This is a genomic window from Mycobacterium paraense (genome assembly GCF_002101815.1).
Lineage (GTDB): Bacteria > Actinomycetota > Actinomycetes > Mycobacteriales > Mycobacteriaceae > Mycobacterium > Mycobacterium paraense.
Genome location: NZ_LQPM01000007.1, coordinates 265,980 through 291,868 on the forward strand (window position 1 = coordinate 265,980; position 25,889 = coordinate 291,868).

Below are 25,889 nucleotides of genomic sequence, written 5' to 3' on the forward strand. Positions count from 1 at the left end.
GGCGCACCGATGCAGGGCCCTATTTGCGCCCTTTGCGCCGCTTGGAGCCCCCACCGGACGCCTTGGACGCGGTCTCGGAGCCGCCCGTTTCTTCGACGGCCGATTCGGCGAAAGGCCAGTGCGCGCGCCATTCCTCCTCGCTGACCTCGCCCAGCTGCGCGACGTCGAGTTCCACCGGAACGCTGTCGCCGCGGCGCGCGGCCGCGATCGCCGTCTCCACGCCGCGGACCGTGTCCACGAATTCCAAAACCGCCGCGCGCAGCGCGCTTTCCGCGTCGATGTCGGCCGCGACCGAAACGGAGGTCATTTCGGCGGGGACCAGGTCGGCGGGCAGCCCCGCCTTTTCGGCGCGCTGAATCACCTTCTGCGCCAGAGCCAGTGCCGGTTGACCGGTGTGCACGTCGTCCATCACCGAGTTGCGCGCCTTCGCCGCCCTCTCTGAGGCCTTGGCCTCCTCCCACTGCGCCAACTGCTCTTCGAGCGAAATCGTTTGCCCCGCAAGTACTCCCGGTACCCGATTGCCCAGCTTGCGCATCAACGCGGCGGCGACGTCGTCGATGGTGAACGGCGACTGCGGCGCGTCCTCGGCGATGCGGGCGTGGAAGAGGACCTGTAGCAACACGTCTCCGAGTTCCTCGCGCAGCTGCTCGGCGTCGCCGCTGCGCACGGCGTCCAGCAGCTCGTAGGTCTCCTCGAGCAGAAACCTGCGCAACGAGTCGTGGGTCTGTTCGCTTTCCCACGGGCCCGCGGTGCGCAACCTGTCCATCAACGCCACGGCATCGACCAGCCGCTCGCCGCGCGGCCGGTCCGGCGCCGAGATCAGCCGGGCCCCGGCCGCCAGCGCGGCGGCCACGGCGGGGTGGTCCGGATCGGAGGACAGCAGCACCGGCGCCGGATTATCGGGGTCCCCGGAATGCACCGGCCGCGCCGCGGGCAGCGACCACGGCACCGCGACGGGCATCTCCTCGGTGTATTGCACCTCGCCGGCGAGGTGCTCGATCGCCTCGACCGGTACCAGCGACGGGCGCCGGGGGTCGCACAACACGACAATCATGCGCGCCGCTCCTCCCCGCTCGTCGGTGCCGGCTGTGACCCCGTTATACCAATCTCTATCTGTGGTTTTCCCTGCAGTGCCGTGACGAGGTTGGCCACCATCTGCAGCAACTCGACGTCGCGCAGGCGCGGCGCCCCGACGCCGCCCGACCGGGGAATGGGGACCTGGACCGTGTTCGTCGTGGCCCGGTAGTGCGCCGCCGGGTACATCCGCTTGAGCCGAATCTGCGCCGAGTCCAGCAGCGTCACCGGCGACAGCCGCACGGTCGCCGCCGACGGGGCCGACACCTCGGTGATGCCCGCGCCGCGGCACAGCAGCCGCAGCCGCGCGACGGCCACCAGCCGCTCGGCAGGCTCGGGCAGCGCACCGTAGCGGTCGATCAGCTCCTCGACGACGGCGCTGACGGCAGCGTCGTCGGAGGCCGCCGCCAGCCGCCGGTAGCCCTCCAGCCGCAGCCGGTCGCTGGCGATGTAGTCCGGCGGCAGGTGCGCGTCCACCGGCAGGTCGATCCGCACGTCCTTGGGCTCCTCGGGCGTGGTGACCGTCTGGCCGTCCGCGGCCGCCCGGTACGCCTCCACGGCCTCGCCCACCAGCCGCACGTACAGGTCGAAGCCCACCCCGGCGACGTGCCCGGACTGCTCGACGCCCAGCACGTTGCCGGCCCCGCGGATCTCCAGGTCCTTCAGCGCCACGGCCATGCCGGCGCCCAGCTCGTTGTTCTGCGCGATGGTCGCCAGCCGGTCGTACGCCGTCTCGGTCAGCGGCACGTGCGGCGGATACAGGAAGTAGGCGTAGCCGCGCTCGCGGCTGCGGCCGACCCGGCCACGCAGCTGGTGCAGCTGCGACAGCCCGAACGTGTCGGCGCGCTCGACGATCAGCGTGTTGGCGTTGGAGATGTCCAGGCCGGTCTCGACGATCGTGGTGCAGACAAGGATGTCGTACTCGCGGTTCCAGAACCCCTGCACGGTGCGTTCCAGCCGCTCCTCGGGCATCTGTCCGTGCGCGACGACGACGCGCGCCTCGGGCACCAGCTCGCGGACCCGCGCCGCGGCCCGGTCGATGGAGCTGACCCGGTTGTGCACGTAGAACGCCTGGCCGTCGCGCAGCAGCTCGCGCCGCAGCGCGGCCGCGACCTGCTTGTCGTCGTGCGGGCCGACGTACGTCAGCACGGGATACCGCTCTTCGGGCGGGGTGAGGATCGTCGACATCTCGCGGATCCCGGCCAGGCTCATCTCCAGCGTGCGCGGGATCGGGGTGGCGCTCATGGTCAGCACGTCGACGTGGGTGCGGAGCGACTTGATGTGCTCCTTGTGCTCGACGCCGAACCGCTGCTCCTCGTCGACCACGACGAGGCCCAGGTCCTTCCAGCGCACCCCGGTCTGCAGCAGCCGATGGGTGCCGATCACGATGTCGACCGTGCCCTCGGCCAGGCCGTCGATCACGGCGCGGGACTCGGCGGCGTCGGTGAACCGGGACAGCCCCTTGACGGTCACCGGGAAGTCGGCCATCCGCTCGCTGAACGTCTGCAGGTGCTGGTCGGCCAGCAACGTGGTGGGCACCAGGACGGCGACCTGCTTGCCGTCCTGGACGGCCTTGAACGCCGCCCGCACCGCGATCTCGGTCTTGCCGTAGCCGACGTCGCCGCAGATCACCCGGTCCATCGGCACCGGCTTTTCCATGTCGGCCTTGACCTCGGTGATCGCGGTCAGCTGGTCGACGGTCTCGGTGAACCCGAACGCGTCTTCCATCTCGGCCTGCCACGGGGTGTCCGGCCCGAACGCGTGCCCGGGGCTGGCCTGCCGCTTGGCGTACAGCGACACCAGTTCGCCGGCGATCTCGCGCACGGCCCGGCGCGCCTTGGTCTTGGTGTTGGCCCAGTCGCTGCCGCCGAGCTTGGACAGCGCCGGCGCCTGCCCGCCGACGTACCGCGACAGCTGGTCCAGCGAATCCATCGGGACATAGAGCTTGTCGGCGCCTCCACCGCGCTTGCTGGACGCGTACTCGAGGACGAGGTACTCCCGGCGGGCGCCGCCGACGGTGCGCTCGACCATCTCCACGAACCGGCCGATGCCGTGCTGGTCGTGCACCACCAGGTCGCCGGCCGTGAGCGCGAGCGGGTCGACGGTGTTGCGCCGCTTGGCCGCCAGCCGCTTGCCCTCGACGGCCGTGGCCCGGTTGCCGGTCAGGTCCGTCTCGGTGATGACGACCAGGTTGGCGCCGGGCACCACGATGCCGTCGTGCAGCGGGCCCTTGAGCACGCCGACCACCCCGGGTTTCGGGGCGGCGCCCGGTTCCAGCATGGCGGCGGGGGTCTCGCACTCGGCGAGCCGCTCGACCACCCGATGGGCGGTCCCGGTGCCGGGCGCGACGACCGCGGCGTGCCCGCCCGTCGCGACGTGGCCACGCAGCATCGCGAAGATGCCGTCGATGTCGTGTTGATGCCCGCGGGCCGACGGCGCCGCCCGCACCTCCAGCTCCACCGCCGACTCGTCGGACAGCTGGCTCAGCGTCCACCACGGATGATCGGCGCGGACCGCGGCGGCGCGTACCTCGTCCAGTTCGGCGAAGCCGGATCCGCCGAACTGCGCCACGTCGACGGGCGCGTCCGTGCCCAGCGCCGCGACGGACCACGACGCCTCGAGAAATTCGCTGCCCGTCTTGATCAGGTCGGCGGCGCGGGTGCGCACCTTCTCCGGGTCACACACCAGCACCGGGGTGCCGGCGGCCAGCTGGTCGGTCAGCAGCACATGCTCGCCGGGCCGCAGCACCGGCAGCAGCGCCTCCATGCCGTCGACGGCGATGCCCTCACCCAGCTTGGCCAGCATGTCGGTGACGCTGCCGGTGACGGCGGGCTCGGGGCCGGCGTGCCGGACGGCCAGCGCGGCGGCGCGCTGCCGCACGTCGTCGGTGAGCAGCAGTTCGCGGCAGGCCACCGCGATCACCGAGTCGACCTCGATCTCGGGGATGGAGCGCTGGTCGGCGACCGAGAACATCCGCATCTCGCTGACCTCGTCGCCCCAGAACTCGACGCGCACCGGGTGTTCGGCGGTCGGCGGGAAGACGTCGAGGATCCCGCCGCGCACGGCGAACTCACCGCGCCGGCCGACCATGTCGACCCGGGTGTAGGCCAGCTCGACCAGCCGGGCGACGACCTCCTCGAAGGCGATCTCGAGCCCGACGCTCAGGCTGACCGGCTCCACGTCGCCCAGCCGCGGCGTCATCGGCTGCAACAGCGAACGCACCGCCGTCACCACCACCTGCAAAGGGGGCCCCAGCCGGGCGTCGTCGGGGTGAGCCAGCCGGCGCAACACCAGCATCCGGGCGCCGACGGTGTCGATGGCGGGCGAAAGCCGTTCGTGCGGCAGGGTTTCCCAGGACGGGAACACCGCCACCGCGTCCCCGAACACCCCGCGCAGTTCGGCGGCCAGCTCGTCGGCCTCGCGCCCGGTCGCGGTGACCACGAGCAAGGGACCCAGCCGCGCCAGCGCGCCGGCGACGAACAACCGCGCGCTGGCCGGTCCGACCAGGCTCAATTCGGCGGGCCGGGTTGCCGCGCTGTCGATCAGCTGCTGGAAGGTCGGCGCCGTCAGCGCCAGATCCACGAGCCCCGCGATCGGGGTTTCTGGGTGGGCAGGCCCCGGTGCGGTCATGATGAATCCATTCTAGGGACGCCAGGCAGCGTCAAGATTGGGCCCGGCGCCGTCAAGGGATCGTAAGGAAAGCGGCACCCCGCCCCGGCCGGCCGCATTTTGAACTCATGACACTGCTGGATATTGTGCCGTCGCTCGGCCGGGCGGCACCTCGCCGGTTCGATTCCACGATCTGGCCGGTCACGGCCCACTCCGACGAGGAGGGGCAGCTCTGCGTCGGGGGCGTGCCGCTGGCCGACATCGCCGACGAGTTCGACACCCCGGCCTACGTCATCGACGAGGCCGATTTCCGTCACCGCGCCCGGCGCTACCGCAAGGCGCTGCACGGTGTCGGGGTGGTCTACGCCGGGAAGTCGCTGCTGACCACCGCGGTGGCGCGGTGGGCGCGCGAGGAGGGCCTCGGCGTCGATGTGTGCTCGGCCGGCGAACTGGCCATCGCCCTGGCCGGCGGAGTGGACCCGGCGCGGATCGTCATGCACGGCAACGCGAAATCGCCCGACGAGCTGCGCGAGGCCGTGCGGGTGGGGGTCGGTCGCGTCGTGGTCGATTCCTGCATCGAGATCGCCTACCTCGCGGGCCTCGCCCGCCGCCGTCAGCCGGTGCTCATCCGGGTGACGCCCGACATCGACATTCACGGCCACCGCGCCGTCACCACCGGCATCAGCGATCAGAAGTTCGGCTTCACCCTCGCCGGTGACCACGCCGCTAACGCCGTCAAGCGCGCGCTGGCGCACCCGATCCTCGACCTGGTGGGGCTGCACTGCCACCTCGGCTCGCAGGTCAGCGACGCCGCCCCGTACGGCGAGGCGATCCGCCGGATGATCGCCGCCATGGCCGACGTCCGCGCCCGCCACGGCGTCATCCTCACCGAGCTCAACATCGGCGGCGGCCACGCCATCCCCTACCTCCCCGGCGACCGCGAGCTCGACCTGGGCGAGCTGGCCCGCGTCATCGAGGACGCCCTGGACGAGGCCTGCGCGGCCGAGCACTTCCCCCGCCCCACCGTCGTGGTCGAGCCCGGCCGGGCCATCTGCGGCCGGGCCGGCCTGACGCTGTACCGGGTGTGCTCGGTGAAGACCCGGCCGGGCGGCCGCACCTTCGTCGCCGTCGACGGCGGCATGAGCGACAACCCGCGAGTGTCGCTGTACGGCGCGCAATACACCGTCACGCTGGCGAACCGGCACCCGTGCGGGGCCAAGCAGCGCGTCACGGTGGCCGGCCGGCACTGCGAGGCCGGCGACGAGATCGCCCGCGACATCGAGCTGCCGGCGGACCTTCGCCCCGGCGACCTGTTGGCCGTCGCCTGCACCGGCGCGTATCACCACAGCATGGCGTCGAACTACAACATGGTGGGACGGCCGCCGCTGGTGGCGGTCAAGGACGGCCGGGCCCGCGCCCTGGTCCGCCGCGAAACGATCGCCGATCTGCTCTCCCGCGACTGCGGCTAGCGGCGGGCGTCAGAGCGCGTCGCGTTCGGCGAAGTGCCGCTGCCGCGCCGACAAGGCCGCCGCCCGCTGGTCGGCGGTGACCCGCCGCGTCGGGTCGAAATACTCGTCCACGTCGTCGATGTCGATCACCGTGACCGTCGGGGTCGCGGGCTGCTCGGCCGCGGTAGTCCGCCAGGTCACCACCCCGCTTCGGTAGCCGCGTGCGTCGAGCCAGTTGTCGACACCGACGTCCTGGGCGGCCAGCAGCACCCGCACCCGATCGCCGTCGGTGTGCGACTGGGCGCGGTTCAGGCTCGTCTGGCGGGTTGCGATGTCGATCATCTCGCTCCACCGGTTGGTCAGGCAGATGCCGACATACGGGCTGCCGGTTGGGATTTCGTAGTCGATCACCAGCCCCTGGCCGTCCTCCAGTTCCCAGGAGATGGGCACGAACCACGCGCCGGCCATGGCCGACGGCGGCTGCATCGGCGGGATGGCGACGTTCTTCGGCAGGGCGCCGAACACGCGCGCCGGAATGTCGTTGACCCACATGGTGAACAGGTCCCGCGACGCGGCCAGGTGCTCGTCGAACGCGGCGACGGCGTGCGCCGGCGGCGGCGGTTCCGCCGGTGTCTGCGGGTTGAGGCATTCGATGCGGATGACGCCTTTCGACTGCCGCTGCCAGTCACCGTAGGTTTGATAGCAGCAGAACGACTCGGCGCCGGGGGGAAGTTCAAACCAGTTGGTATCCCCCAACTTATCGCGGCTGAAGTAGATCTCGAACGAGCCGTCCGGCGCGATGTCGAGGTCCTCTGACTGCGTCTTGACCGCCCGCGCTTGGTCATCCTTGCCGGCGTAGACGCCGAAGGTGGTCTGCGCGACCGAGCCCAATGTGCCGAACACCCGATAGTCGTGCGCGTCGTCGATGCGCGCCGACAGGTACAGGGTGTCGGGGTTGGAATGCCCCCAGTTCCACGGCGCGTACTGGGCATTGATCAGCGTCGGTCGCGCCGGGTCGCTGCGCAGTTGCAGCCCCATGTACTGGATGTGGCCGACCAGGCGCCCGAGAAGCGCAGCGGCAGAACCTTCGTCGAGGTCGCCCTGCGCCAGCGCGACGCCGAGCAGCTCGTCGTGCAGGTCGCCGAAGCGCCGCCATGCCGCCCGCAGGGCGTCGCTCAACTCTGCGGTCATCGGTTGTCCTCGATTCCGTAGAAGTCGCGGTAGTACTGCAGTTCGGGCCACATCGTCGCGATGTCGAGCCCGTAATCCTCGGCGCGGTAGACGTTGGGCTTGCGGGCGGCCATGCCGCGCTTGTCCATGAACCCGGTCATCTTGCGGTGCACCTCGGCGGTGAGTTCGATGCCGAAGTGGTCGTAGATTTCCTTGACGCAGGACATGGGATCGCGAACCATCCGATCCATCGGAAAATCGATGAATTGCGCTGAGCGGTCGGCGAATCGGCGCCGCAGCTCGACGTTGCGGGCGAGCATGCCCTTGTTGCGCCAGGTCATGTAGCGGCCGTGGTCATGCCAGTCGACGTCGTCGGTCACCATCGCGAAGACGGTGCCGGACAGCTTGCAGCTGGAGGCGATGACCTCGGTGGGTTCGCGGTAGGTGGTGACGAAGCGGGCGTCGGGGAAGACGTCGAGGATCTTGTCGATGTTGGCCATGTGCGGTGGCGTCTTGAGCAGCCAGCTCTCCTCGGGGCGCAGCCCCCCGCTCTGCATGTACTGCAGGAACAGCTTCTCCTCCTGGTAGACCCAGGTGCGGTCCTGGTCGGCCAGCCACCGGTCGTAGCCCTGGCAGTTGAACATGACGAGGAACGTCTCGCTGTGAAAGGCGTAGGCGTGCAACAGCGCGCATTCCTGGGCCTCCCACGCGCCGAGCGGGTGGGCCGCGTCCAGGTCGGGGGCCAGCGCCAGGCTCCGGCGGATCTGCTTTTCACTGCGGGCGATGCGCGGGTCGGTGCGCATCGTGGCGGGATCCAGCGGCGGGTGCAGCTCGTCGCACTCCCAGGTCAGGGGGAAGCGAAACCGATCGTCCTGGCTCAGCAGGTGATGGGTGATCGTGGTGCCGGTGCGGGGCGCGCCGACCAGGAAGACCGGCTTGGCGATCACCTCGTCGCGGATCGACGGGTTCCTGCGGACGTGGTCCATGACCAGCAACCGCTGGCGCAACAGGTTGGTGAGGTGCGTCGTGGCCAGGATGCGGCCGAAGCCGTTGAGCTTGTCCTCGTCATTGATCGACTCGATGAGCCGGTCCAGGCCCTCCTCGAAGCGGGGGTCGCTGAAGTCGGTCAGGCCGCCGGCGCGGCGGCTGGCCCGGTCCATGAGCGCGTACTTGCGCAGCGGCAAGGGATGAGCACTCAGCCTCCGCGCGGCGCGGTAGCCGCCGTTGAGAATCCGAAACGGCAGCGGCCGGGGCGGGGTCTCGATGGCCATGACGGGCATCCCCTCATCGTTGAAGTGGATACGAAACCTGTTGACGCGCAATGGAGTTAGGGGGCTGCGCCGATTGCTCGATGCCTCCCGAAGCCGGGTTGAACCGTTGTGTCCGGCTCCGCAAAACATTACGATCTGAACGTAATGAAATCAACACCTGTCCAGCGCCGGCGCCGGGAAACCAAATCCCAGGGGCGGCCCCGCGATGCGCGCATCGACGACGCGGTGCTGCAAGCCACCAACGAGCTGCTCGAAGAAATCGGCTACGCGCGGCTGAGCATTCCGTTGGTGGCGGCCCGGGCCGGCGCCACACCCCCGGCGGTGTACCGGCGGTTCCCCACCAAGATCGAGCTCGTCTTCGCGGCGGTGTTTCCCCCGACGCCACAAGAGGAGTTGCCGTTGACCGGCGACCTGCGCACCGTCGTGCGCAGCCTGCTCGAGGGCTCCATCCAGCTGTTCAGCCGGCCGGCGGTGCACAGCGCGGTGTCGGGCCTGACGGCCGAACTGCCCTCCGAACCCGGGCTGTCGGCGCGGCTGCTGGATCGGCTGCAGGGCAGCACCTACGAGCGCCTGCAGCACTACCTCGACGACGCCGCCGCGCACGGGTCGGCGGCCGACGGCATCAACGCGCGGCTGCTGATGGACATGATCGGCGGCACGGTCATGATGTCGATGGCCACCGAACGCACGCTCGACGACGCCTGGCTCGAGCACAACACCACCCTCATCGTCCGGGGACTGAGCCGGTGACGGCAGGGCGGCCGATGGAAGTCGTCGCCTCCGCGCCGGCCCAGCTGGGCCTGGCCGAGATCGGGCTGTGGGCGGCGCGCATGGAGCGCATCGGCTTCGAGGTCATCCACGTCCCCGAGACCATCCACGACGCGTTCATGGTCGCGGCGATGGCGCTGGCGCAGACCACGCGGCTGACCGTGCGGACCAGCATGGCGCTCGCGTTTCCGCGCAGCCCCATGATCACCGCGTACGCGGCCTGGGATCTCGCCCGCTACTCCGGCGGGCGCTTCCAGCTCGGCCTGGCCACCCAGGTGCGCGGGAACATTGTCGGGCGATTCTCGGTCCCCTGGTCGCAGCCGGCGCTGCGCATGCGCGAGTACATCGAAGCGGTGCTTGCCATCTTCCACTCGTTCCAGACCGGCGAGCGCCTCGACTACGGCGGGCGGTTCTACCGATTCGACCGCCTGCAGCCGTACTTCAATCCCGGGCCGAATCCGTGTGCGCCACCACAGATCTGGACCGGTGGGGTCAACAAGAAGATGTGCGTTCTGGCCGGTGAGCTCTCCGACGGCTTCGTCTGCCATCCGACCAATTCGCACCCGTCGATCCTGCGGGCACAGACCCTGCCGGCCCTGGCCGAGGGCGCCGGCAACGGCCGCCGCCCGGCCGCGCCGCTCGCGGTGGTGGCCAATCCGCAACCGCTGATGGCCGGCACCGACGGTGAGCTGGCGCAGCTGCGGGAACACCGGCGGTCGGAACTGGCCTTCCTCTACAGCACCCCCGCCTACCGCCGGCAGCTCGAATTCTTCGGCTTCGAGGACGTGGGCGAAGCACTCAGCGGCATGGCGCGCCGGGACGAATGGGCCGACCTGTCCAAGCATCTGACCGACGAGGTGATGGACCGGGTTGTGCCGCAAGGCACCTACGACGACATTCCCGCGGTGCTCACGCGCTGGTACTCCGGGCTGTGCACCGGTCTGAGCCTGCCGGTCACCGACGTGCCGGACGACGTGCTGGCCACGCTCATCGATCGCCTCAAGGTCATCCCCACGCTGAGGGAACAAACACCAGGAAGGTAGCTATGAACGCAGCACAATCGGCTCTGGCGTTGAAGTCCGTTGTCGCCCGGCAATGGCAGGCGCACAGCCCGCTCGTCCGGCGCCCCCCGAAGAACTTCGCCGCGCAGTACGGGCCCTGGGCGCTGGTGTCGGGCGCGAGCGAGGGCATCGGCGGCGCCTGGGCGGATTACGCAGCGTCCCAAGGCTTATCGGTTGCGATCGTCGCGCGCAACCCCGAAAAGCTCGAGAAGAAACGCCAGGAACTGGTGACCCGGTTCGGCGTGGAGGTGCTTGCCATCTCCCAGGAACTGGGGGCGACGGATGCCGTGGAGAACATCATCGCGGCCGTCGGCGACCGCGAAATCGGGCTGCTGGTATCCAACGCGGCGCTGGCCACGGTCGGGGGATTCTGGGCCGACAACCTCGAATTCGAGCGGCAGCGGATAAACATCAACTGCGGCAGCCCGTTTGGGCTGACCTACCACTACGGGGCGCTGATGAAGGCGCGCCGTCGCGGCGGCATCGTCCTGATGAGCAGCGGCACGGGGCTGATCGGCAGCCCGTACTACACGCACTACGGCGCGACGAGGGCGTACAACATCATTCTCGCCGAAGGGCTCTGGTACGAACTGAAGCCCGACAACGTCCACGTGCTCGCTTGCATGGCCGGCCTGACGAGTTCGCCGGGGGCCGCCGAAGCGCTCGAGGTCGCGCGGGCCAGGGGCAGCCTGATCAATACGCCCGAAGAAAACGTCGAGGAGGCGGTCCTGTATCTCGGCAAACGACCCAGCATGCAAGTGGGGGCGCCGAACCGGCGGATGATGTTCGTCGTGACCCGCCTGCTGCCGCGGCCCCTGGGCATTCGGGAGATCGGCAAACATGCCCTGAACAACTTCCTCGACGGGGTGCGGCCCTAGCTCCTACTCGTCCTGCAGCCGCGGGTCGGCCTCCAGGTGGGTCAGGCCGTTCCACATCAGGTTGACCAGGTGCGCGGCCACCACTTCCTTCTTGGGCTCGCGGGTGTCGAGCCACCACTGCGCCGTCATCGACACCGAGCCCACCAGCGCCTGCGCGTAGAGGGGGGCCAGGTCGGGATCCAGGCCCCGGCGGGCGAAGTCGCCGGCCAGGATGGAGCTGACCTGGCTGACGGCGTCGTTGAGCAGGCTGGAGTAGGTGCCCGAGCTGATCGCGGCCGGCGAGTCGCGCAGCATGATCCGGAAGCCGTCGGTGCGTTCTTCGACGTAGGTGAGCAGCGCCAGGGCGACGCGCTCGACCCGCACCCGGGACCGGTTGTTGGTCAGCGACGAGGTGATCATGTCCAGCAGCGCCGACATCTCGCGGTCGACGACGACGGCGTACAGGCCCTCCTTGCCGCCGAAGTGTTCGTAGACGACGGGCTTGGACACGTTGGCCCGCAGCGCGATCTCCTCGATCGAGGTGCCCTCGTAACCGCGCTCCGCGAACAGGGAGCGGGCGATGCCGATGAGCTGCTGGCGGCGCTCGCTACCGGTCATCCGGGCTCGTGGCGCCCGCGTTTCCTTGTCCGGCTCCTTGTGCGTTTGGGGGTCCAGAACGGCCACGTCAATCAGCGTATCGGTTCGGCGCGGCGCGGCCGTCCCGTCTAGAGTCTTGTTGGCGCGGGCCGATGGCCCTGCAGTCCGTCGTGGTGTAATCGGCAGCACATCAGATTTTGGTTCTGAGAGTTCAGGTTCGAGTCCTGGCGACGGAGCTACCTTTCCCAGCCGAGCGTGGGGCCTATGCACGGATCCGAGGCAGTCTGCGTACTTGCGGCCCACGGTCGGCGAACCGGCCGCACTGGCCGCCCGCACGGCGCGGCTTTTGCCTTCACCGCAGGTGAGATGACACGCTGGACGGCGTCGGCCACAAAGCAATAGGAGAGTTGATGTCGTTTCGTGGTGACACCGCGGTCCTGGTTCTCGCGGCCGGACCCGGCACCCGGATGCGCTCCGACACCCCGAAGGTCCTGCACACCATCGCCGGCCGCAGCATGCTGTCGCATTCCCTGCACGCCGTCGCCAAGGTGGCGCCCCAGCACCTGGTGGTGGTCCTCGGCCACGACCACGAGCGCGTCGAACCGCTGGTCGCCGAGCTGGGCGAGACCCTCGGCCGCCCGATCGACGTGGCGCTGCAGGACCGGCCGCTGGGCACCGGGCACGCGGTCCTGTGCGGCCTGTCCGCCCTGCCCGACGACTACGCCGGCATCGTCGTCGTCACCTCCGGCGACACGCCGCTGCTGGACTCCGACACCCTGGCCGGGCTCATCGCCAGCCACAGCGCCCAGGCGGCCGCGGTCACGGTGCTCACCACGACCCTGAGCGACCCTGTCGGCTACGGCCGCATCCTGCGCACCCAGGACAACGAGGTGATGGGGATCGTCGAGCACACCGACGCGACGCCCTCGCAGCGCGAGATCCACGAGGTCAACGCCGGCGTCTATGCCTTCGACATCGCGGCGCTGCGGTCGGCGCTGAGCCGGCTGAGCGCCAACAACGCCCAGCAGGAGCTCTACCTGACCGACGCCATCGCCATCCTGCGCGGCGACGGCCGGACCGTGCACGCCCAGCACGTCGCCGACAGCGCGCTGGTGGCGGGCGTCAACAACCGCGTCCAGCTGGCCGAACTGGGCGCCGAACTCAACCGCCGGATCGTCGCCGCCCACCAGATGTCCGGCGTGACGATCGTCGATCCGGCCAGCACCTGGATCGACGTCGACGTGACGATCGGCCGCGACACCGTGATCCACCCGGGCACCCAGCTGCACGGCCGCACCCAGGTCGGGGGCCGCTGCGTCGTCGGGCCCGACACCACCCTGACCGACGTCACCGTCGGCGACGGCGCGTCGGTGGTCCGCACCCACGGCAGCTCCTCGTCGATCGGGGACGGCGCCAACGTCGGCCCGTACACCTACCTGCGGCCGGGCACGGCGCTGGGATCCGAGGGCAAGCTCGGCGCGTTCGTCGAGGCCAAGAACTCCAACATCGGCACCGGCACCAAGGTCCCGCACCTGACATACGTCGGCGACGCGGACATCGGCGAGCACAGCAACATCGGCGCGTCCAGCGTGTTCGTCAACTACGACGGCGAAACCAAGCGGCGCACCACGGTCGGCTCGCACGTCCGCACCGGCTCGGACACCATGTTCGTCGCGCCCGTGACCGTCGGCGACGGCGCCTACACGGGCGCCGGCACGGTGGTGCGCGACGACGTCCCGCCGGGCGCGCTGGCGGTGTCGGCGGGCCCGCAGCGCAACATCGAGGGCTGGGTGCAGCGCAAGCGACCGGGCAGCGCGGCGGCGCAGGCGGCCGAGAAAGCCCTGGAAAAAACCCAAGACAAACCGGAGCCCGAACCGACACCGTGAATTTGGTCCCTGGTAACCCGCCCGCCTTTCCGTACGATTCGCTACGTACGATGAGGCTTCCATTTCGATCCCAAACGAGGGCAGTGCGTTGAGCCACGACTGGACCGATAACCGAAAAAATCTGATGCTGTTCTCGGGCCGCGCGCACCCGGAGCTGGCCGAACAGGTCGCCAAGGAACTCGACGTCCACGTCACCGCGCAGACGGCGCGGGAATTCGCCAACGGCGAGATCTTCGTTCGCTTCCACGAGTCGGTGCGCGGCTGCGACGCGTTCGTCCTGCAATCGAACCCCGCGCCGGTGAACAACTGGCTGATGGAACAGCTGATCATGATCGACGCGCTCAAGCGCGGCAGCGCGAAGCGGATCACCGCGGTCATGCCGTTCTACCCCTACGCCCGGCAGGACAAGAAGCACCGCGGGCGCGAGCCCATCTCGGCGCGCCTGGTCGCCGACCTGCTCAAGACCGCGGGCGCCGACCGGATCGTGACCGTCGACCTGCACACCGACCAGATCCAGGGCTTCTTCGACGGGCCCGTCGACCACATGCGGGCCCAGAACCTGCTGACCGGCTACATCAAGGACAACTACCCCGACGGCAACATGGTCGTGGTCTCCCCCGACTCGGGCCGGGTGCGCATCGCCGAGAAATGGGCCGACGCGCTGGGCGGCGTGCCGCTGGCCTTCATCCACAAGACCCGCGACCCGCGAGTGCCCAACCAGGTGGTGTCCAACCGCGTCGTCGGCGAGGTCGAGGGCCGCACGTGCGTGCTGATCGACGACATGATCGACACCGGCGGCACCATCGCCGGTGCGGTGAACCTGCTCCGCGACGACGGCGCCAGCGACGTGGTCATCGCCGCGACCCACGGCGTGCTGTCCGACCCGGCCGCCGAACGCCTGGCGTCCTGCGGCGCGCGCGAGGTGATCGTCACCAACACGCTGCCCATCGACGAGCAGAAGCGTTTCCCGCAGCTCACGGTGTTGTCGATCGCGCCGCTGCTGGCCAGCACCATTCGTGCCGTCTTCGAAAACGGCTCCGTGACAGGGCTTTTCGACGGGGACGCCTAGATGGCCGACACCGTCATCTACCACAACCCCAAATGCAGCACTTCCCGCAAGACGCTGGATCTGCTGCGGGACAACGGCCTTGAGCCCACCATCGTCGAGTACCTGAAGACGCCGCCGTCGCGGGCCGAGCTGGTTGGCATGATCCGCGACGCCGGCATCGAGGTGCGCACGGCCGTGCGTAAACGCGAACCGCTTTACGCCGAACTGAATCTCGCCGACGCGACCGACGACCAGTTGCTCGACGCGATGGCCGAGCATCCGATCCTGATCGAACGGCCGTTTGTCGTCACACCGAAGGGCACCCGGCTGGCGCGGCCGATCGACGCGGTGCGCGAGATTCTGTGAAGGTCCGGCCCGCCGCTTTCGCGGCGGCTGTGCTGCTGTGCGCGGTGGCCTGTTCGCCACCCAAAGCCCCCGACTACCAGTCGGTGCTGTCGAGGAGCTCGACCACCAGCGCCGCCCCCACGACGACGCAGAAGCCCGTCCCCCTGTCGCAGTACCTGCAGGACAACGGCGTCACCGGGCAACAGGTGGCGCCGGGCTCGCTGCCCGACCTGACCGTGTCGATACCGACACCGCCGGGCTGGTCGCCGTTCACCAGCCCGAAGATCGCCAAGGAGACGGTGATGATCTCCCGGGGCGGCAAGTACCCGACCGCCCGGCTGGTGGTCTTCAAGCTGGTCGGGGATTTCGACCCGGCCCAGGTGATCAAGCACGGCAACGACGACGCGCAGCTGTTCGAGGATTTCAAGCAGCTGGACGCCTCGACCGCGAACTACAACGGCTTCCCGTCGTCGATGATCCAGGGCAGCTACGACCTCGACGGCACGCGGCTGCACAGCTGGAACCGGATCGTGCTGCCCACCGGGTCGCCGCCCGCCAACCAGCGGTACCTGGTTCAGTTGACCATCACCAGCCTGGCCGACCAGGCGGCGGCGCAGGCCCCCGACATCGAGGCGATCATCCACGGATTCGTGGTGGCCGCAAAGTAATTCGCGTCGCGAAAGTGCAACTGGCGACGCGTTTCTCGAGTGCCGCCGTCGGTAGTTGCACCCTCGCGGCACGGCTTCATTAAGCTCATCAGTCATGACGAACTGGACCGCCGCCGACCTGCCGTCGTTCGCCGGGCGCACGGTGATCATCACGGGCGCCAACAGCGGCCTGGGCGCGGTGACGGCCCGCGAGCTGGCCGGCCGGGGCGCGAAGATCGTCATGGCCGTCCGCAACACCGGCAAGGGCGAGGCCGCCGCGGGGCAGATCACCGGGGACGTCGAGGTGCGCCGGCTCGACCTGCAGGACCTGTCGTCGGTGCGCGAGTTCGCCGACGGGGTGGACTTTGACGTCGATGTGCTGATCAACAACGCCGGCATCATGGCCGCGCCCTACGCGCTGACCGTCGACGGTTTCGAGAGCCAGATCGGCACCAACCATCTGGGTCATTTCGCGCTCACCAACCTGTTGCTGCCCAGGCTCACCGACCGCGTCGTCACGGTGTCGTCGATGGCCCACTGGCCGGGCCGCATCAACTTCGACGACCTGAACTGGAAGAACCGGCGGTACTCCCCGTGGCTGGCGTACGGCCAGTCGAAGCTGGCCAACCTGCTGTTCACCAGCGAGTTGCAGCGCCGCCTCGATGCCGCCGGGTCGCCGCTGCGGGCGCTGGCCGTGCATCCGGGCTACTCGCACACCAACCTGCAGGGCGCCTCGGGCCGCAAGCTGGGCGACGCGCTGATGTCGGCCGCCACCCGGGTGGTGGCCACCGACGCCGATTTCGGCGCCCGGCAAACCCTGTACGCGGCCTCGCAGGACTTGGCGGGCGACACGTTCATCGGCCCCCGGTTCGGCTACCTGGGCGGCACGCAAGCGGTCGGGCGCAGCCGCCGGGCCAAGGATGCGGCCACCGCCACCAGGCTGTGGGAGCTGTCCGAGCAGCTCACCGGCACAAAATTCCCGCTCTGACGCGCCGCGGTCGACACACCCGTCACACCGGCCTCCGGCCCGACCGAACGCCAACCGCCTTTGTCGCTATGAGGCGGGCACGCCGAACGTCGCCTCCGCCAGAGACCACTGTGGCGGATGTGACCAGATTTCCGCTCCCAGCCGCAGATGCGCTACCCTGGCCGGGCGTCACGGCGAGGGTGCTTGCACACCGTTATCGACGGAGACCGACGTTATCGTCGCGACCTGGCCGTGCCCCGAACGAGTGAGCAACAGGAGCGACACGATGGCCAAGTCAGCAGTCAACCAACTCGCGGTGACGGTGCGTAGCGAGACCGGCAAGGGCGCGTCGCGCCGGGCCCGGCGCGACGGCAAGATTCCCGCGGTCCTCTACGGTCACGGCGCCGAGCCCCAGCACCTGGAACTGCCCGGCCACGACTACGCGGCCGTGCTGCGGCACTCCGGCACCAACGCGGTGCTGACCCTCGACATCGCCGGCAAGGAGCAGCTGGCCCTGACCAAGGCGCTCGACATCCACCCGATCCGCCGCACGATTCAGCACGCCGACCTGGTGGTCGTGCGCCGCGGCGAGAAGGTGCACGTGGAGGTCAACGTCGTCGTCGAGGGCGAGGCAGGGCCCGACACCCTGGTCACCCAGGAGACCAACACCATCGAGATCGAGGCCGAGGCCATGTCGATTCCCGAGCAGCTGACCGTGTCCGTCGAGGACGCGCCTCCGGGCACCCAGTTCACCGCCGGGCAGATCCCGCTGCCGGCGGGCGTCAGCCTGGTTTCCGACCCAGACATGCTGGTGGTCAACGTCGTGAACGCGCCGACCGCCGCGGACCTCGAGGAAGAGGGCGCCGGCGAGGTCGCCGAGGGCGAAGCGGCGGCTCCGGAGGCCGAAGAGGGCGGCGAAGCCGAGGCGGCCGCCGAAGAGTCCGAGTAGGCGGTTCGCGACGTGGCCGAACCGCTCTTGGTGGTCGGCCTGGGCAATCCCGGAGACAACTACGCCCGCACGCGGCACAACCTGGGCTTCATGGTCGCCGACCTGCTCGCGGCGCGGGTGGGCGCAAAGTTCAAGGCGCACAAGCGGTCCGGTGCCGAGGTCGTCAGCGGTCGGCTGGCCGGGCACTCGGTGTTGCTGGCCAAGCCGCGGTGTTTCATGAACGAGTCCGGCCGCCAGGTCGGGCCGCTGGCGAAGTTCTACTCCGTTGCCCCGGCCGACATCATCGTCATCCACGACGACCTCGACCTGGAGTTCGGCAGCATCCGGCTCAAGATCGGCGGCGGCGAGGGTGGCCACAACGGGCTGCGCTCGGTGGCGGCGGCGTTGGGCACCAAGGAGTTTCAGCGCGTGCGCATCGGCATCGGCCGCCCGCCGGGACGCAAGGACCCGGCGGCGTTCGTGCTGGAGAACTTCACCGCCTCCGAGCGCGGCGAGGTCCCGACGATCTGCGAGCAGGCCGCCGACGCCACCGAGTTGCTCATCGAGCTGGGGTTGGAACCGGCGCAGAACCGCGTCCACGCCTGGTAGACCGGAACGCCCTACCTCGGCAGCATGTCCTGCCACGACTTCGGCGCCGCGGCGGCGACCAGGTTGGACTGCTGGAACAATTGGCCGCCGGCCGCCATGTACTTGCCGGTTCGCGGGTCGTATCTGGCAACGGCGACAGGCGGATTGGCCGCCGGCCCTTCGGTCGTCAGTGAACTCGGCGCGGCGTCGGGGGGCGTTCCCGACGGCGCGGCGCCCGGCGGCAGCGGGGTCCCGTCCACCGGGCCGTACGTGTGATCGCCGAACGTGGCCCGGTCATCGGGCGGGATGCCTTGTGAGATCAGATTTGGATCCAGCGGGTAGGGGCCGAGCGCATGCTGGCGCATGGCCAGCGGTTGGTAGGGCTTGTCGCTGTCGCAGATCTGTACGGTCGGCGCGCGTTTCCCGGGTTTGCCCATGCAGGGATAGTTGCGGGCGCCGCGGACCGCGATCGGGGAGTCCTGGGGCAGCTTGCAGTACAACCCGTCCGGCGTGTCGACGGTGGTGGTGTCGGCGGGGGAACGCCACGACGAGGGCGGCAGGAACCCGACCGTGCACGGCGGCGGATCGCCGATGCTGATCGCGAACTCACCCAGCGCCATCCCGGTCGGGTTGTTCTTCGACAAACCCGACGCCTGCAGCGACGCGATCACCGGTGGCAGCAGCACCAGCAGCTGCTGGACCGACGGGTTGTACGTCACCAGGATCTGGCCCACCGTGGTGAGGTTCGCCAATAGCACTGGCAGCGTGGGCTTTATCTGGTCGAGCAGGCGCGAGACCTCATTGACGGCGCCCGGCCCGGTCTTCAGCAGCGTGTGCAGCTGCGGATCGTCGGCCGCCAGGGTGTGCGTCACCCCCGCCAGGCTGTGCGCCCAGGTTCGGATCGCCGACGTGGTGTCGGCCTGCGAATCCAGCAGCGGCACAGCGTCATCGATGAGCGTCCGGGTGCGGTCGGAGACGGGCGCCACGTCCCGGGTGAATTGGGCCGACGAGTCGAGCAGCGAGCCGAGGTCGAAGCCCGCCCCGTTGAGCCCCTTGAACGACTCGTCGAGCAACGCGCTCATCTTCTCTTTGGGGATGCTGTTGATCAGCGCGCTGACCCGGTCCAGCATCGGCCCGACCGCCTGCGGAATCGTGGTGCGCTCGGCGGGTATGACCGAGCCGTCGTGGAGGTAGGGGCCGGCGTTGTTCCGCGGCCGCAGGTCCACATACTGCTCGCCCACCGCCGAGACGCTGCGGACCTCGGCCTGCAGATCGGCGGGGATCCGCACCGACGTGTCAAGCGACAGCGTCGCCTGGACCCGGTCGGGTGCCAGGTCGACCGCGGTCACCTTGCCCACCTGCACGCCGCGATACGTCACGTTGGCGAACCGGTATATCCCGCCGCCGGAGGGCAATTCGAGCCGCACGGTGATGTGGTCGATGCCCAGCAGGGTCGGCGCCTGGATGTAGACGAGGGCCATGGAAACGACGCCGAGGATCGATACGACGGTGAAGATGGCCAGTTGGATCTTGACGAGGCGGGTCAGCATCAGCGACCGGCCTGATCTTGTGGCGGGAAGTCGGTGGGCAGCGGGACGACCGGGGTGGGCGGCGTCGGGCCGGGCTCCGTCCCGCGCGCGGGCGGCGCCACGGGCGTCGGAGGGCTCTGCGGCGGGGGCGGCGGAGCACCCGCCTCGAGCGGGTCGTAGGTGAAGTTGAGGTATTCCGGTTCGCCCGGTGCCGGAACCAGTTTCGCGCCCACCTGACCCCAGCGGGTGCCGAGCAGCAGTGTCCGCTTGACCCGCGGCAGCGTCAGGTCGGCGACCAGGAACATGTTCATGTAGTCGCCGCGGACGCCCCGGTCGATCAGATTCTGGCCGTACGGGAAGGTCGTCGCCCACGCCAGCGCGGTATCCAGGTCGGGGCCGATATCGGCGAGCGCCTTGATCGTCGGCTCCAGGTTGTTCAGGTTGTGCACCAGGTCGTCTCGCGTTTCGTTGACGAGGCCGGTCGCGGTGTCGCTGAAGACCCGCAGCTTGTCCAGCGCCGTCGTGATGCGCGGGCGTTCCCGGATCAGCACGTCCAGCGCCGGCGGTATCTTGTGCAGCGCGGCAGTGATCACGTCGCGTTGCCCGGCGAACGTGTCGGTGAGGCGGTTCAGCTCCTGGACGAAGCCAATCAGGTTGTCGCGCTGCATGTCCAGCGTGCCGACGAAGGCGTCGAGCCGGGTCAGCAGGTCGCGGATCTGGTCCTCGTGGCCGGCCATGGCGGCGCCGAAGTTGTGGATGATGTCGCCGATCTGTCCCAGTCCTCCGGCGTTGACCACCACCGACAGCGACGACAGCGTCTGCTCGGTGGACGGGTAGGTCGCGGACCTGTTGAGCGGGATGGTGGACCCCGGTTGCAGCCGGCCGGTGGCAGCCTCGCCGGGGGGTGGGTTCAGCTCGAGATGCATCGACCCCAACAAGCTGGTCTGCCCGACGCGGGCCACCGCGTTGGCGGGCACCACGACGGAGGGTTGCACCGAGATCTCGACGTCGGCGTGCCAGTCGCGAAAGGTGAGGCGATTGATGCTGCCGACGGCCACGTCGTTGAGCAGCACCGGCGAATTCGCCTCTAGCGTGCTCACATTGGCCAGCTCGACGTGGTAAATGGCCGCACCCGGCCCTCGGCCCACCGCGCCGGGCAGCGGCAGCGAGTTCAAGCCCTGGAACGCGCAACCGGTCGCGGTCGACAGCACGACGGCGCCGAGGGCGAGCGCGCGGCGGGGTTGGGGAAATCGGCTCATGGCTGGGCCCCTCCCACCGGCAGCAGCATGTCGGGCACGTTCGCGGGATCGCGCGCCGGGAGGTCTTGCGCCGCGGTGCCGGTCGCCGTCGTCGGTGGCGGCTCGGGTTGCGCCGCCCCGGGGATGCGTCCCAGTGGCGGTGGCGGCGGCGCCGCCGGCGGGGTGTCGCCCGGCAGGCCCGTGTAAGCCGAGACCGCGGGCGGCAGCTCGGGCGGCGGGGCCCCGGGTCCTTCGCCGCCCGGCGCCAGGCGCGGCTCGGAATAGACGATGTTGTCGGGGTTCGCCGACTTCATCAGGACCATGCTCATCGGGAACGGGGGGTAGTTGAAGTTGATCGCCCGCAGTGCCGGACCGAGATATTGGGCGCACAGCTTGCCGGTCTCGGTCGAGGTGGCGTTTTCCAGCGCCCCGATTTGACCGCAGATGAACTGCAACGGATTCGAGAAGTTGTTGAGCACAATCGATCCGATGGTGTCACCGGTGTCGGGGTTGTAGGCGTTGTAGAAATTGGCGAACGCGTTCGGGGCCACATGCAACAGGTTCTCCAGGTCCGTGCGATGGTCCACCAGGTTCTGCGTGACGTTGGCCAGCCGCTGGATCTGCTCGGAAACCTGGTCGCGGCTTCCGGACACGAATCGTTGGACCTCGCCCACCACGCTCGACAGATCGGTCAGCGCGGCGTCCAGCTCCGACCTGCTGTCGTCGAGCACGCTGGTGAGCGTGGCGAGCCGATTTTCGAACTGAACCACCTGCTCGTTGCTGTCGCGCAGCGCCGTGACGAAGACCTGCAGATTGTTGATGATGTCGACGATGTTGCCGCTGCCGTTGGCCAGGATCCGGCCCACCCCGGACAGTTCCGCCAGTGTCTGGCGCAGCTTTTGGCCGTTGCCGCTCAGCGCGTTGGCGGCGCTGTCGATGAACCGCGCGACCGACGGCGTCGACACCTGGCTGCTGGGTCCCAAATCCGTGGCCAGTCGGGTCAATTGGGTCTTCACCTCATCCCATTCGACGGGTACCGCGGTCCGTTCCACGGGCAGCACCGCCCCGTCGGGCATCGTCGGGCCGCCGCCGCGGTAGGCCGGTGCCAGCTGGATGTAGCGCGCGGCGACCAGGTTCTGGGCGACGATCACCGCCTTGGCGTCGGCCGGGACGCGCACATCGCGATCGACGTGCAGGGTGACCTTGACCAGGTTGCCCTCCGGGCGGATCGCCGTGATCTCGCCGACCCTGACGCCGGAGACCCGCACCCGGTCGCCCGGGTAGATCGCGGTCGCGGTGGCGAAGTAGGCCGTGATCGTCTTCGGGCGCAGGAAGTCCTGGTAGGCAACGGAAACCGTGCCGCCGACGCCCAGCGCGCTCAGCGCGATGGCCGTGATCACCACCAGCTTGTTCCGCGACATCAGTGCGGTCCCGGTGGAATCCCATTGCGCGGGAACGGGAATTCCGCCCGCGGGCCGGTGTTGTCCGGCGGCTGGCCGGGGATGTTCCCCCTGCGGAACCCGTACGCGTAATCGAGGAACGGCTGGATGAACTGCGGCGGCATCACGTTCGGGGTGAACGATTGGTAGTAGAACCCGCTGGACACCGCTTCGCCCTGGGTGACCTCGTATTTGGCCAGGCCCGGGAGGGCTTTGGCGATGTTGTCGCGGTTTTTCTCCAGGACGGCCGTGACCGCGTTCAGCTTCTGCAACATCGGCGTCAGGGTTTTTTCGTTGTCGCGCACCAGGCCGGAGAGTTGCTTGGAGACGGCCGACACGTTCGCCAGCAGGTCGACGATCGCCTCGCGCCGCCGCGCCAGCACGTCGAGCAGGTCATTGGTGTTGAGGATCAAGCTGTTCACCTGCTGGCTGCGTTCCGACAGGATGCCGCTGAGGGTGCTGGTGTCCTTGAGAACGTCGCCGAGCGTCTTGTTGCGGCTGTTGAGTGACTCAGACAGTCGGGTCAGGCCGTCGAACATCGGCCCCAATTGCGGTGCGACGCGGTCGATCGTCGCCGATAGCGTGTCCAGCGACTGGTTCAGCGAGGCGGTGTCGGTTCCCGCGAGGTTGGTCGTGAGGTCGCTGACCGATTCCGTCAGCGTGTACGGCGACGAGGTGCGCGAGATCGGGATGACGTCGGACGGGCGCAGCGCCCCGCTGCCCGTCGAATCGAGGGTGAGCACCCGCCGGCCCAGCAGCGAACCGGTCCTGATGTGCGCGGTGCTGTACGACCCGAGCCGGACCTTCCCGTTCACGGTGAACGTGACCAGGGCGTCGCCGTCGCGCAGCTCGATGCCCGATACCGTGCCGACCTTGATGCCCGATGTCGTCACGTCGTTGCCTGGCTCCAGCCCGCCCACCTCGGCAAACAGCGCCTGGTAGCGGACGTCGGTCGCGAGCGAAACCAGTTGCTGCGGCTGCAAACCCACCGCGATCACGAGGATGATCAGGACGATGCCGATGAAGCCGGCCTTAATCAGGTGGGCACCGCGGTACTTACGCATCGGGTTCCCCGCACCGCCCGCCGACCTGCCTGAGCCAGGGGAACACCGCGGTCCGGCCCTGCAGGTCGGAGACCCTGACGGTCATGCCGCAGATGTAGAACTGGATGAAGCTGCCATACGCGCCGAGGCGGACGAGTTTGCGATAGTTGTTCGGGGCCTTTTGCAGCGCCACGTCGAGTTGGTCCTTGCCCTGATCCAGCAGCGGGGCCAGGCGGCCGAGTTGCTGCACGGCACCGGCCAGCGGCGGCCGCGCCTTGCTCAGCAGATCGGCGATGGACGCGGTTCCGTTGTCCAGCGATTCGATCGCGGCGCCGATCGTGTCGCGGTCCTGGGCAAGGCCGGTGGTCAACCGCTCGAGCCGGTCGATGGCGCCGGAGAACTTGTCGCCGTCCTTGACGAGCGTGGCGAGCACCGCGTGCATGTTGTCGATGAGTTGCTGGACCGTTCGGTTGTTGTCGGCCATGGCATTCGAGAACGACGACGTCTTCGAGAAGACGGAGTCCAGGGTGTCGCCCTCGCCCTGGAAGACGCGGACCAGCGATGAGGTGAGCGCGTTCACGTCCTGGGGATTGAGCCCCTGGACAACGGGTTTCAGGCCGCCGAGGAGCAGATCGAGGTCGAGGGCGGGCGCGGTGCGCTCGAGCGGAATCTCCGCCCCGGCCGGCAGTCGCTGGGTCGATCCCGGGCCGTCGACGAGCTCGAGGTAGCGATCGCCGACCAGGTTGAGGTAGCGCACCGCCGCCTTGGTCCCGGTGGTGAGGGCGACGCCGCGGTCGGCGTCGAACGTCACCAAAACGGTCTTGTCCGTGCGCAGTTCGACGCCGTTGACGGTGCCGACCCGGATCCCCGCCGCGCGCACTGAGTCGCCGACCTTGAGACGCGAGACGTCGGAGAAGACCGCGGAGTAGTCGTGGGTCGCGCCGGTGCGGTACTCGCCGAAGATGAAGAAGAGAAACGCGGTCAGCGTGGCCATCACGACGGCAAAGACTCCGAACTTGAGTAGCGTCGCCCGCCCGCCGCCGCTCATCCGGGTTGTCCGATCTGAGCGGAGTTGCGCGGTGGCCCGTCGATCGGGCCGTAGAGCAATTGCTTAAGCCCGTCGGAATTGAGCAGAATGCCCTGGTTTCCGTACTGCCACGGGTTGGCTCCCACGTCGGTGACCAGGAACGGTGGAGCCGTTTCGGGCGGTACGGCCGGCAGGTGCTGGTCGGCGCAATGCGGCCCGCCCTTGGCGCCGACCTTCGGCAGGTGACCGGGGTACCGGTAGCGTTCGAGTCCCAACGTGAAGCTGACCGACACCACGACGCCGGGGTCGGACGGGGGCGGATTCTTCGCGACGGGAAGCGTGCCGGCGATCGCGCAGTTCAACGCCTCGTGGTACTCGTTGGTGAGATCGGTGGTCGGCATGAGCAATTGGACGACGTCGGTCAGGGCGCGCCGGTTGCCGCCCACGACGTCGTTTCCGATGTCTGACAGCCCGATCGTGCTGATCAGCAGCGCATCGAGGTTGGCCTGCTGGTCCACGATCGTCTGACCGATCCGCGTCGCATTGCCGGCGACCTCGACCAGATCGGGCGCCCCATCGGCATAGGCGCCGAACGCCTTTCGGGAGGTCGCGATGTCATGGCCGAGGTTGGCCAGACCGGGATCCAGTCTGGCCAAAAACGAGTCCAGATCCGAGAGCATCTGACCGATCTGGTGGCCGCGACCGTTGAGCGCCGAGGCGAGCGCGCCCAGCGTCTCGTTGAGCTTTTCCGGCTCGACCTTCGCCAGGACCGAGGTGAGCTCCTGAAACACCGTGTTGATTTCCACCGTCACGTTTTTGGCGTCGAGGACCTGGCCCGCGTGCAGCTTTTGCGCGGACGGATCGGCCGGCGGAATCAGCTGGACGAACTTGGCGCCGAACACCGTCGTCGAGGCGATGTCGACGAGCACGTTCGCCGGAATCAATCGCAGCTTCGACGGATCGATCGCCAGGTGAAGCGCCGCTTGGCCGTTCGGCCGCTCTTCGATCGAAGAAACCGTGCCGACCTGCACCTCGCGCAGTTTCACTTTCGCGTCCGGATTCATCACCAGCCCGGCGCGGGGCGACAGCACCGTCACCGGCACGCGGTCGGTGAAGTCCCCCCGAAACGAGCCCGCGGCCAGCGCGATGATCCCGGCGACCGCCGCGATGGTCACCACGCCCATCAGCGGACGAACGGCACGCGCGGCCATCAGCCGGCCGCCAAGCTACGTGCCATCGCTACCGCGCACTCGGGCGACCGCGTGCTGATCAGTCATGCTCGAGCTCCTTGTCGACAATGCTCCGGGGCTCCCCGCCACGGTCCCCGCGAGTGACGCCAGAATATGTCA

General features: G+C 69.0%; 22 protein-coding genes and 1 tRNA gene. 12 read left to right on the forward strand and 11 right to left on the reverse strand.

Annotation, left to right across the window (positions count from 1 at the left end):
- Positions 1-19: 19 nt before the first annotated feature.
- Complete coding sequence (locus AWB89_RS06225) at positions 20-1,054, reverse strand: nucleoside triphosphate pyrophosphohydrolase (protein WP_085172238.1); 1,035 nt, start codon at positions 1,052-1,054, stop codon at positions 20-22.
- Positions 1,051-4,704: a transcription-repair coupling factor gene (mfd, locus tag AWB89_RS06230; RefSeq protein WP_085172240.1), complete on the reverse strand. Its 3,654-nt coding sequence runs from the start codon at positions 4,702-4,704 to the stop codon at positions 1,051-1,053. Before mfd ends, AWB89_RS06225 begins: the two co-directional genes overlap by 4 nt.
- A 107-nt stretch (positions 4,705-4,811) precedes the next feature.
- On the opposite strand from mfd, the gene lysA reads away from it, so the two are divergent.
- On the forward strand, positions 4,812-6,152 hold the full coding sequence (gene lysA, locus AWB89_RS06235; RefSeq protein ID WP_085172242.1) for a diaminopimelate decarboxylase: 1,341 nt from the start codon (positions 4,812-4,814) through the stop codon (positions 6,150-6,152).
- Between the two features lie 9 nt (positions 6,153-6,161).
- Here lysA and AWB89_RS06240 read toward each other — a convergent pair whose 3' ends face one another.
- Positions 6,162-7,322, reverse strand: coding sequence for a hypothetical protein (locus tag AWB89_RS06240; protein WP_085172244.1), 1,161 nt, complete (start codon positions 7,320-7,322; stop codon positions 6,162-6,164).
- Positions 7,319-8,572, reverse strand: coding sequence for a sulfotransferase family protein (locus AWB89_RS06245; RefSeq protein WP_241520433.1), 1,254 nt, complete (start codon positions 8,570-8,572; stop codon positions 7,319-7,321). Before AWB89_RS06245 ends, AWB89_RS06240 begins: the two co-directional genes overlap by 4 nt.
- Before the next feature lie 144 nt (positions 8,573-8,716).
- Here AWB89_RS06245 and AWB89_RS06250 point away from each other — a divergent pair, with 144 nt between their 5' ends.
- Genes AWB89_RS06250 through AWB89_RS06260 form a run of 3 tightly spaced genes read left to right on the forward strand, consistent with a single transcriptional unit; the run spans position 8,717 to position 11,279 of the window.
- Positions 8,717-9,322 (forward strand): TetR/AcrR family transcriptional regulator, encoded by a 606-nt coding sequence (locus tag AWB89_RS06250; protein WP_172405592.1) that lies wholly within the window; start codon positions 8,717-8,719, stop codon positions 9,320-9,322.
- 14 nt (positions 9,323-9,336) lie between these two features.
- A complete protein-coding gene (locus AWB89_RS06255) occupies positions 9,337-10,383 on the forward strand; it encodes a TIGR03617 family F420-dependent LLM class oxidoreductase (RefSeq protein WP_085172248.1) in 1,047 nt (348 codons plus the stop codon).
- 2 nt (positions 10,384-10,385) lie between these two features.
- Entirely contained in the window at positions 10,386-11,279 is an 894-nt protein-coding gene (locus AWB89_RS06260) for an SDR family NAD(P)-dependent oxidoreductase (RefSeq protein ID WP_085172250.1), read from the forward strand.
- A gap of 3 nt (positions 11,280-11,282) precedes the next feature.
- On the opposite strand, the gene AWB89_RS06265 is transcribed toward AWB89_RS06260, so the two are convergent.
- Positions 11,283-11,876, reverse strand: a complete 594-nt coding sequence (locus tag AWB89_RS06265; RefSeq protein ID WP_139830735.1) for a TetR/AcrR family transcriptional regulator — start codon at positions 11,874-11,876, stop codon at positions 11,283-11,285.
- 143 nt (positions 11,877-12,019) lie between these two features.
- Here AWB89_RS06265 and AWB89_RS06270 point away from each other — a divergent pair.
- The 8 genes from AWB89_RS06270 (at position 12,020) to pth (ending at position 18,285) form a co-directional block, all read left to right on the forward strand.
- Positions 12,020-12,091: transfer RNA gene (locus AWB89_RS06270), tRNA-Gln, on the forward strand.
- 174 nt (positions 12,092-12,265) lie between these two features.
- Positions 12,266-13,741, forward strand: a complete 1,476-nt coding sequence (gene glmU / locus AWB89_RS06275) for a bifunctional UDP-N-acetylglucosamine diphosphorylase/glucosamine-1-phosphate N-acetyltransferase GlmU (RefSeq protein ID WP_085099283.1) — start codon at positions 12,266-12,268, stop codon at positions 13,739-13,741.
- 88 nt (positions 13,742-13,829) lie between these two features.
- Positions 13,830-14,810 (forward strand): ribose-phosphate diphosphokinase, encoded by a 981-nt coding sequence (locus AWB89_RS06280; protein ID WP_066915287.1) that lies wholly within the window; start codon positions 13,830-13,832, stop codon positions 14,808-14,810.
- The gene (gene arsC, locus AWB89_RS06285) at positions 14,811-15,155 is read left to right on the forward strand and encodes an arsenate reductase (glutaredoxin) (RefSeq protein WP_085172254.1); all 345 of its coding nucleotides are present in this window, start codon (positions 14,811-14,813) and stop codon (positions 15,153-15,155) included.
- Positions 15,152-15,802 carry an LpqN/LpqT family lipoprotein gene (locus AWB89_RS06290; RefSeq protein ID WP_085172256.1) on the forward strand — a complete coding sequence of 217 codons (651 nt, stop codon included), beginning with the start codon at positions 15,152-15,154 and terminating at the stop codon, positions 15,800-15,802. The genes arsC and AWB89_RS06290 overlap by 4 nt, the downstream gene beginning before the upstream one ends.
- Before the next feature lie 94 nt (positions 15,803-15,896).
- Positions 15,897-16,769: an oxidoreductase gene (locus tag AWB89_RS06295; protein WP_085172258.1), complete on the forward strand. Its 873-nt coding sequence runs from the start codon at positions 15,897-15,899 to the stop codon at positions 16,767-16,769.
- A gap of 265 nt (positions 16,770-17,034) precedes the next feature.
- On the forward strand, positions 17,035-17,697 hold the full coding sequence (locus AWB89_RS06300) for a 50S ribosomal protein L25/general stress protein Ctc (protein ID WP_085099857.1): 663 nt from the start codon (positions 17,035-17,037) through the stop codon (positions 17,695-17,697).
- A gap of 12 nt (positions 17,698-17,709) precedes the next feature.
- Entirely contained in the window at positions 17,710-18,285 is a 576-nt protein-coding gene (gene pth / locus AWB89_RS06305; protein ID WP_085172260.1) for an aminoacyl-tRNA hydrolase, read from the forward strand.
- Between the two features lie 11 nt (positions 18,286-18,296).
- Here pth and AWB89_RS06310 read toward each other — a convergent pair whose 3' ends face one another.
- Genes AWB89_RS06310 through AWB89_RS06335 form a run of 6 tightly spaced genes read right to left on the reverse strand, consistent with a single transcriptional unit; the run spans position 18,297 to position 25,751 of the window.
- Complete coding sequence (locus AWB89_RS06310; RefSeq protein ID WP_085172262.1) at positions 18,297-19,814, reverse strand: MlaD family protein; 1,518 nt, start codon at positions 19,812-19,814, stop codon at positions 18,297-18,299.
- Positions 19,814-21,052 carry an MCE family protein gene (locus AWB89_RS06315; protein ID WP_085172264.1) on the reverse strand — a complete coding sequence of 413 codons (1,239 nt, stop codon included), beginning with the start codon at positions 21,050-21,052 and terminating at the stop codon, positions 19,814-19,816. Before AWB89_RS06315 ends, AWB89_RS06310 begins: the two co-directional genes overlap by 1 nt.
- Entirely contained in the window at positions 21,049-22,452 is a 1,404-nt protein-coding gene (locus AWB89_RS06320) for an MCE family protein (protein ID WP_085172266.1), read from the reverse strand. Before AWB89_RS06320 ends, AWB89_RS06315 begins: the two co-directional genes overlap by 4 nt.
- A complete protein-coding gene (locus AWB89_RS06325; protein ID WP_085172268.1) occupies positions 22,452-23,534 on the reverse strand; it encodes an MCE family protein in 1,083 nt (360 codons plus the stop codon). The genes AWB89_RS06320 and AWB89_RS06325 overlap by 1 nt, the downstream gene beginning before the upstream one ends.
- Positions 23,527-24,561, reverse strand: a complete 1,035-nt coding sequence (locus AWB89_RS06330; RefSeq protein ID WP_085172270.1) for an MCE family protein — start codon at positions 24,559-24,561, stop codon at positions 23,527-23,529. The genes AWB89_RS06325 and AWB89_RS06330 overlap by 8 nt, the downstream gene beginning before the upstream one ends.
- Positions 24,558-25,751: an MCE family protein gene (locus AWB89_RS06335; RefSeq protein WP_085172272.1), complete on the reverse strand. Its 1,194-nt coding sequence runs from the start codon at positions 25,749-25,751 to the stop codon at positions 24,558-24,560. Before AWB89_RS06335 ends, AWB89_RS06330 begins: the two co-directional genes overlap by 4 nt.
- Positions 25,752-25,889 lie beyond the last annotated feature (138 nt).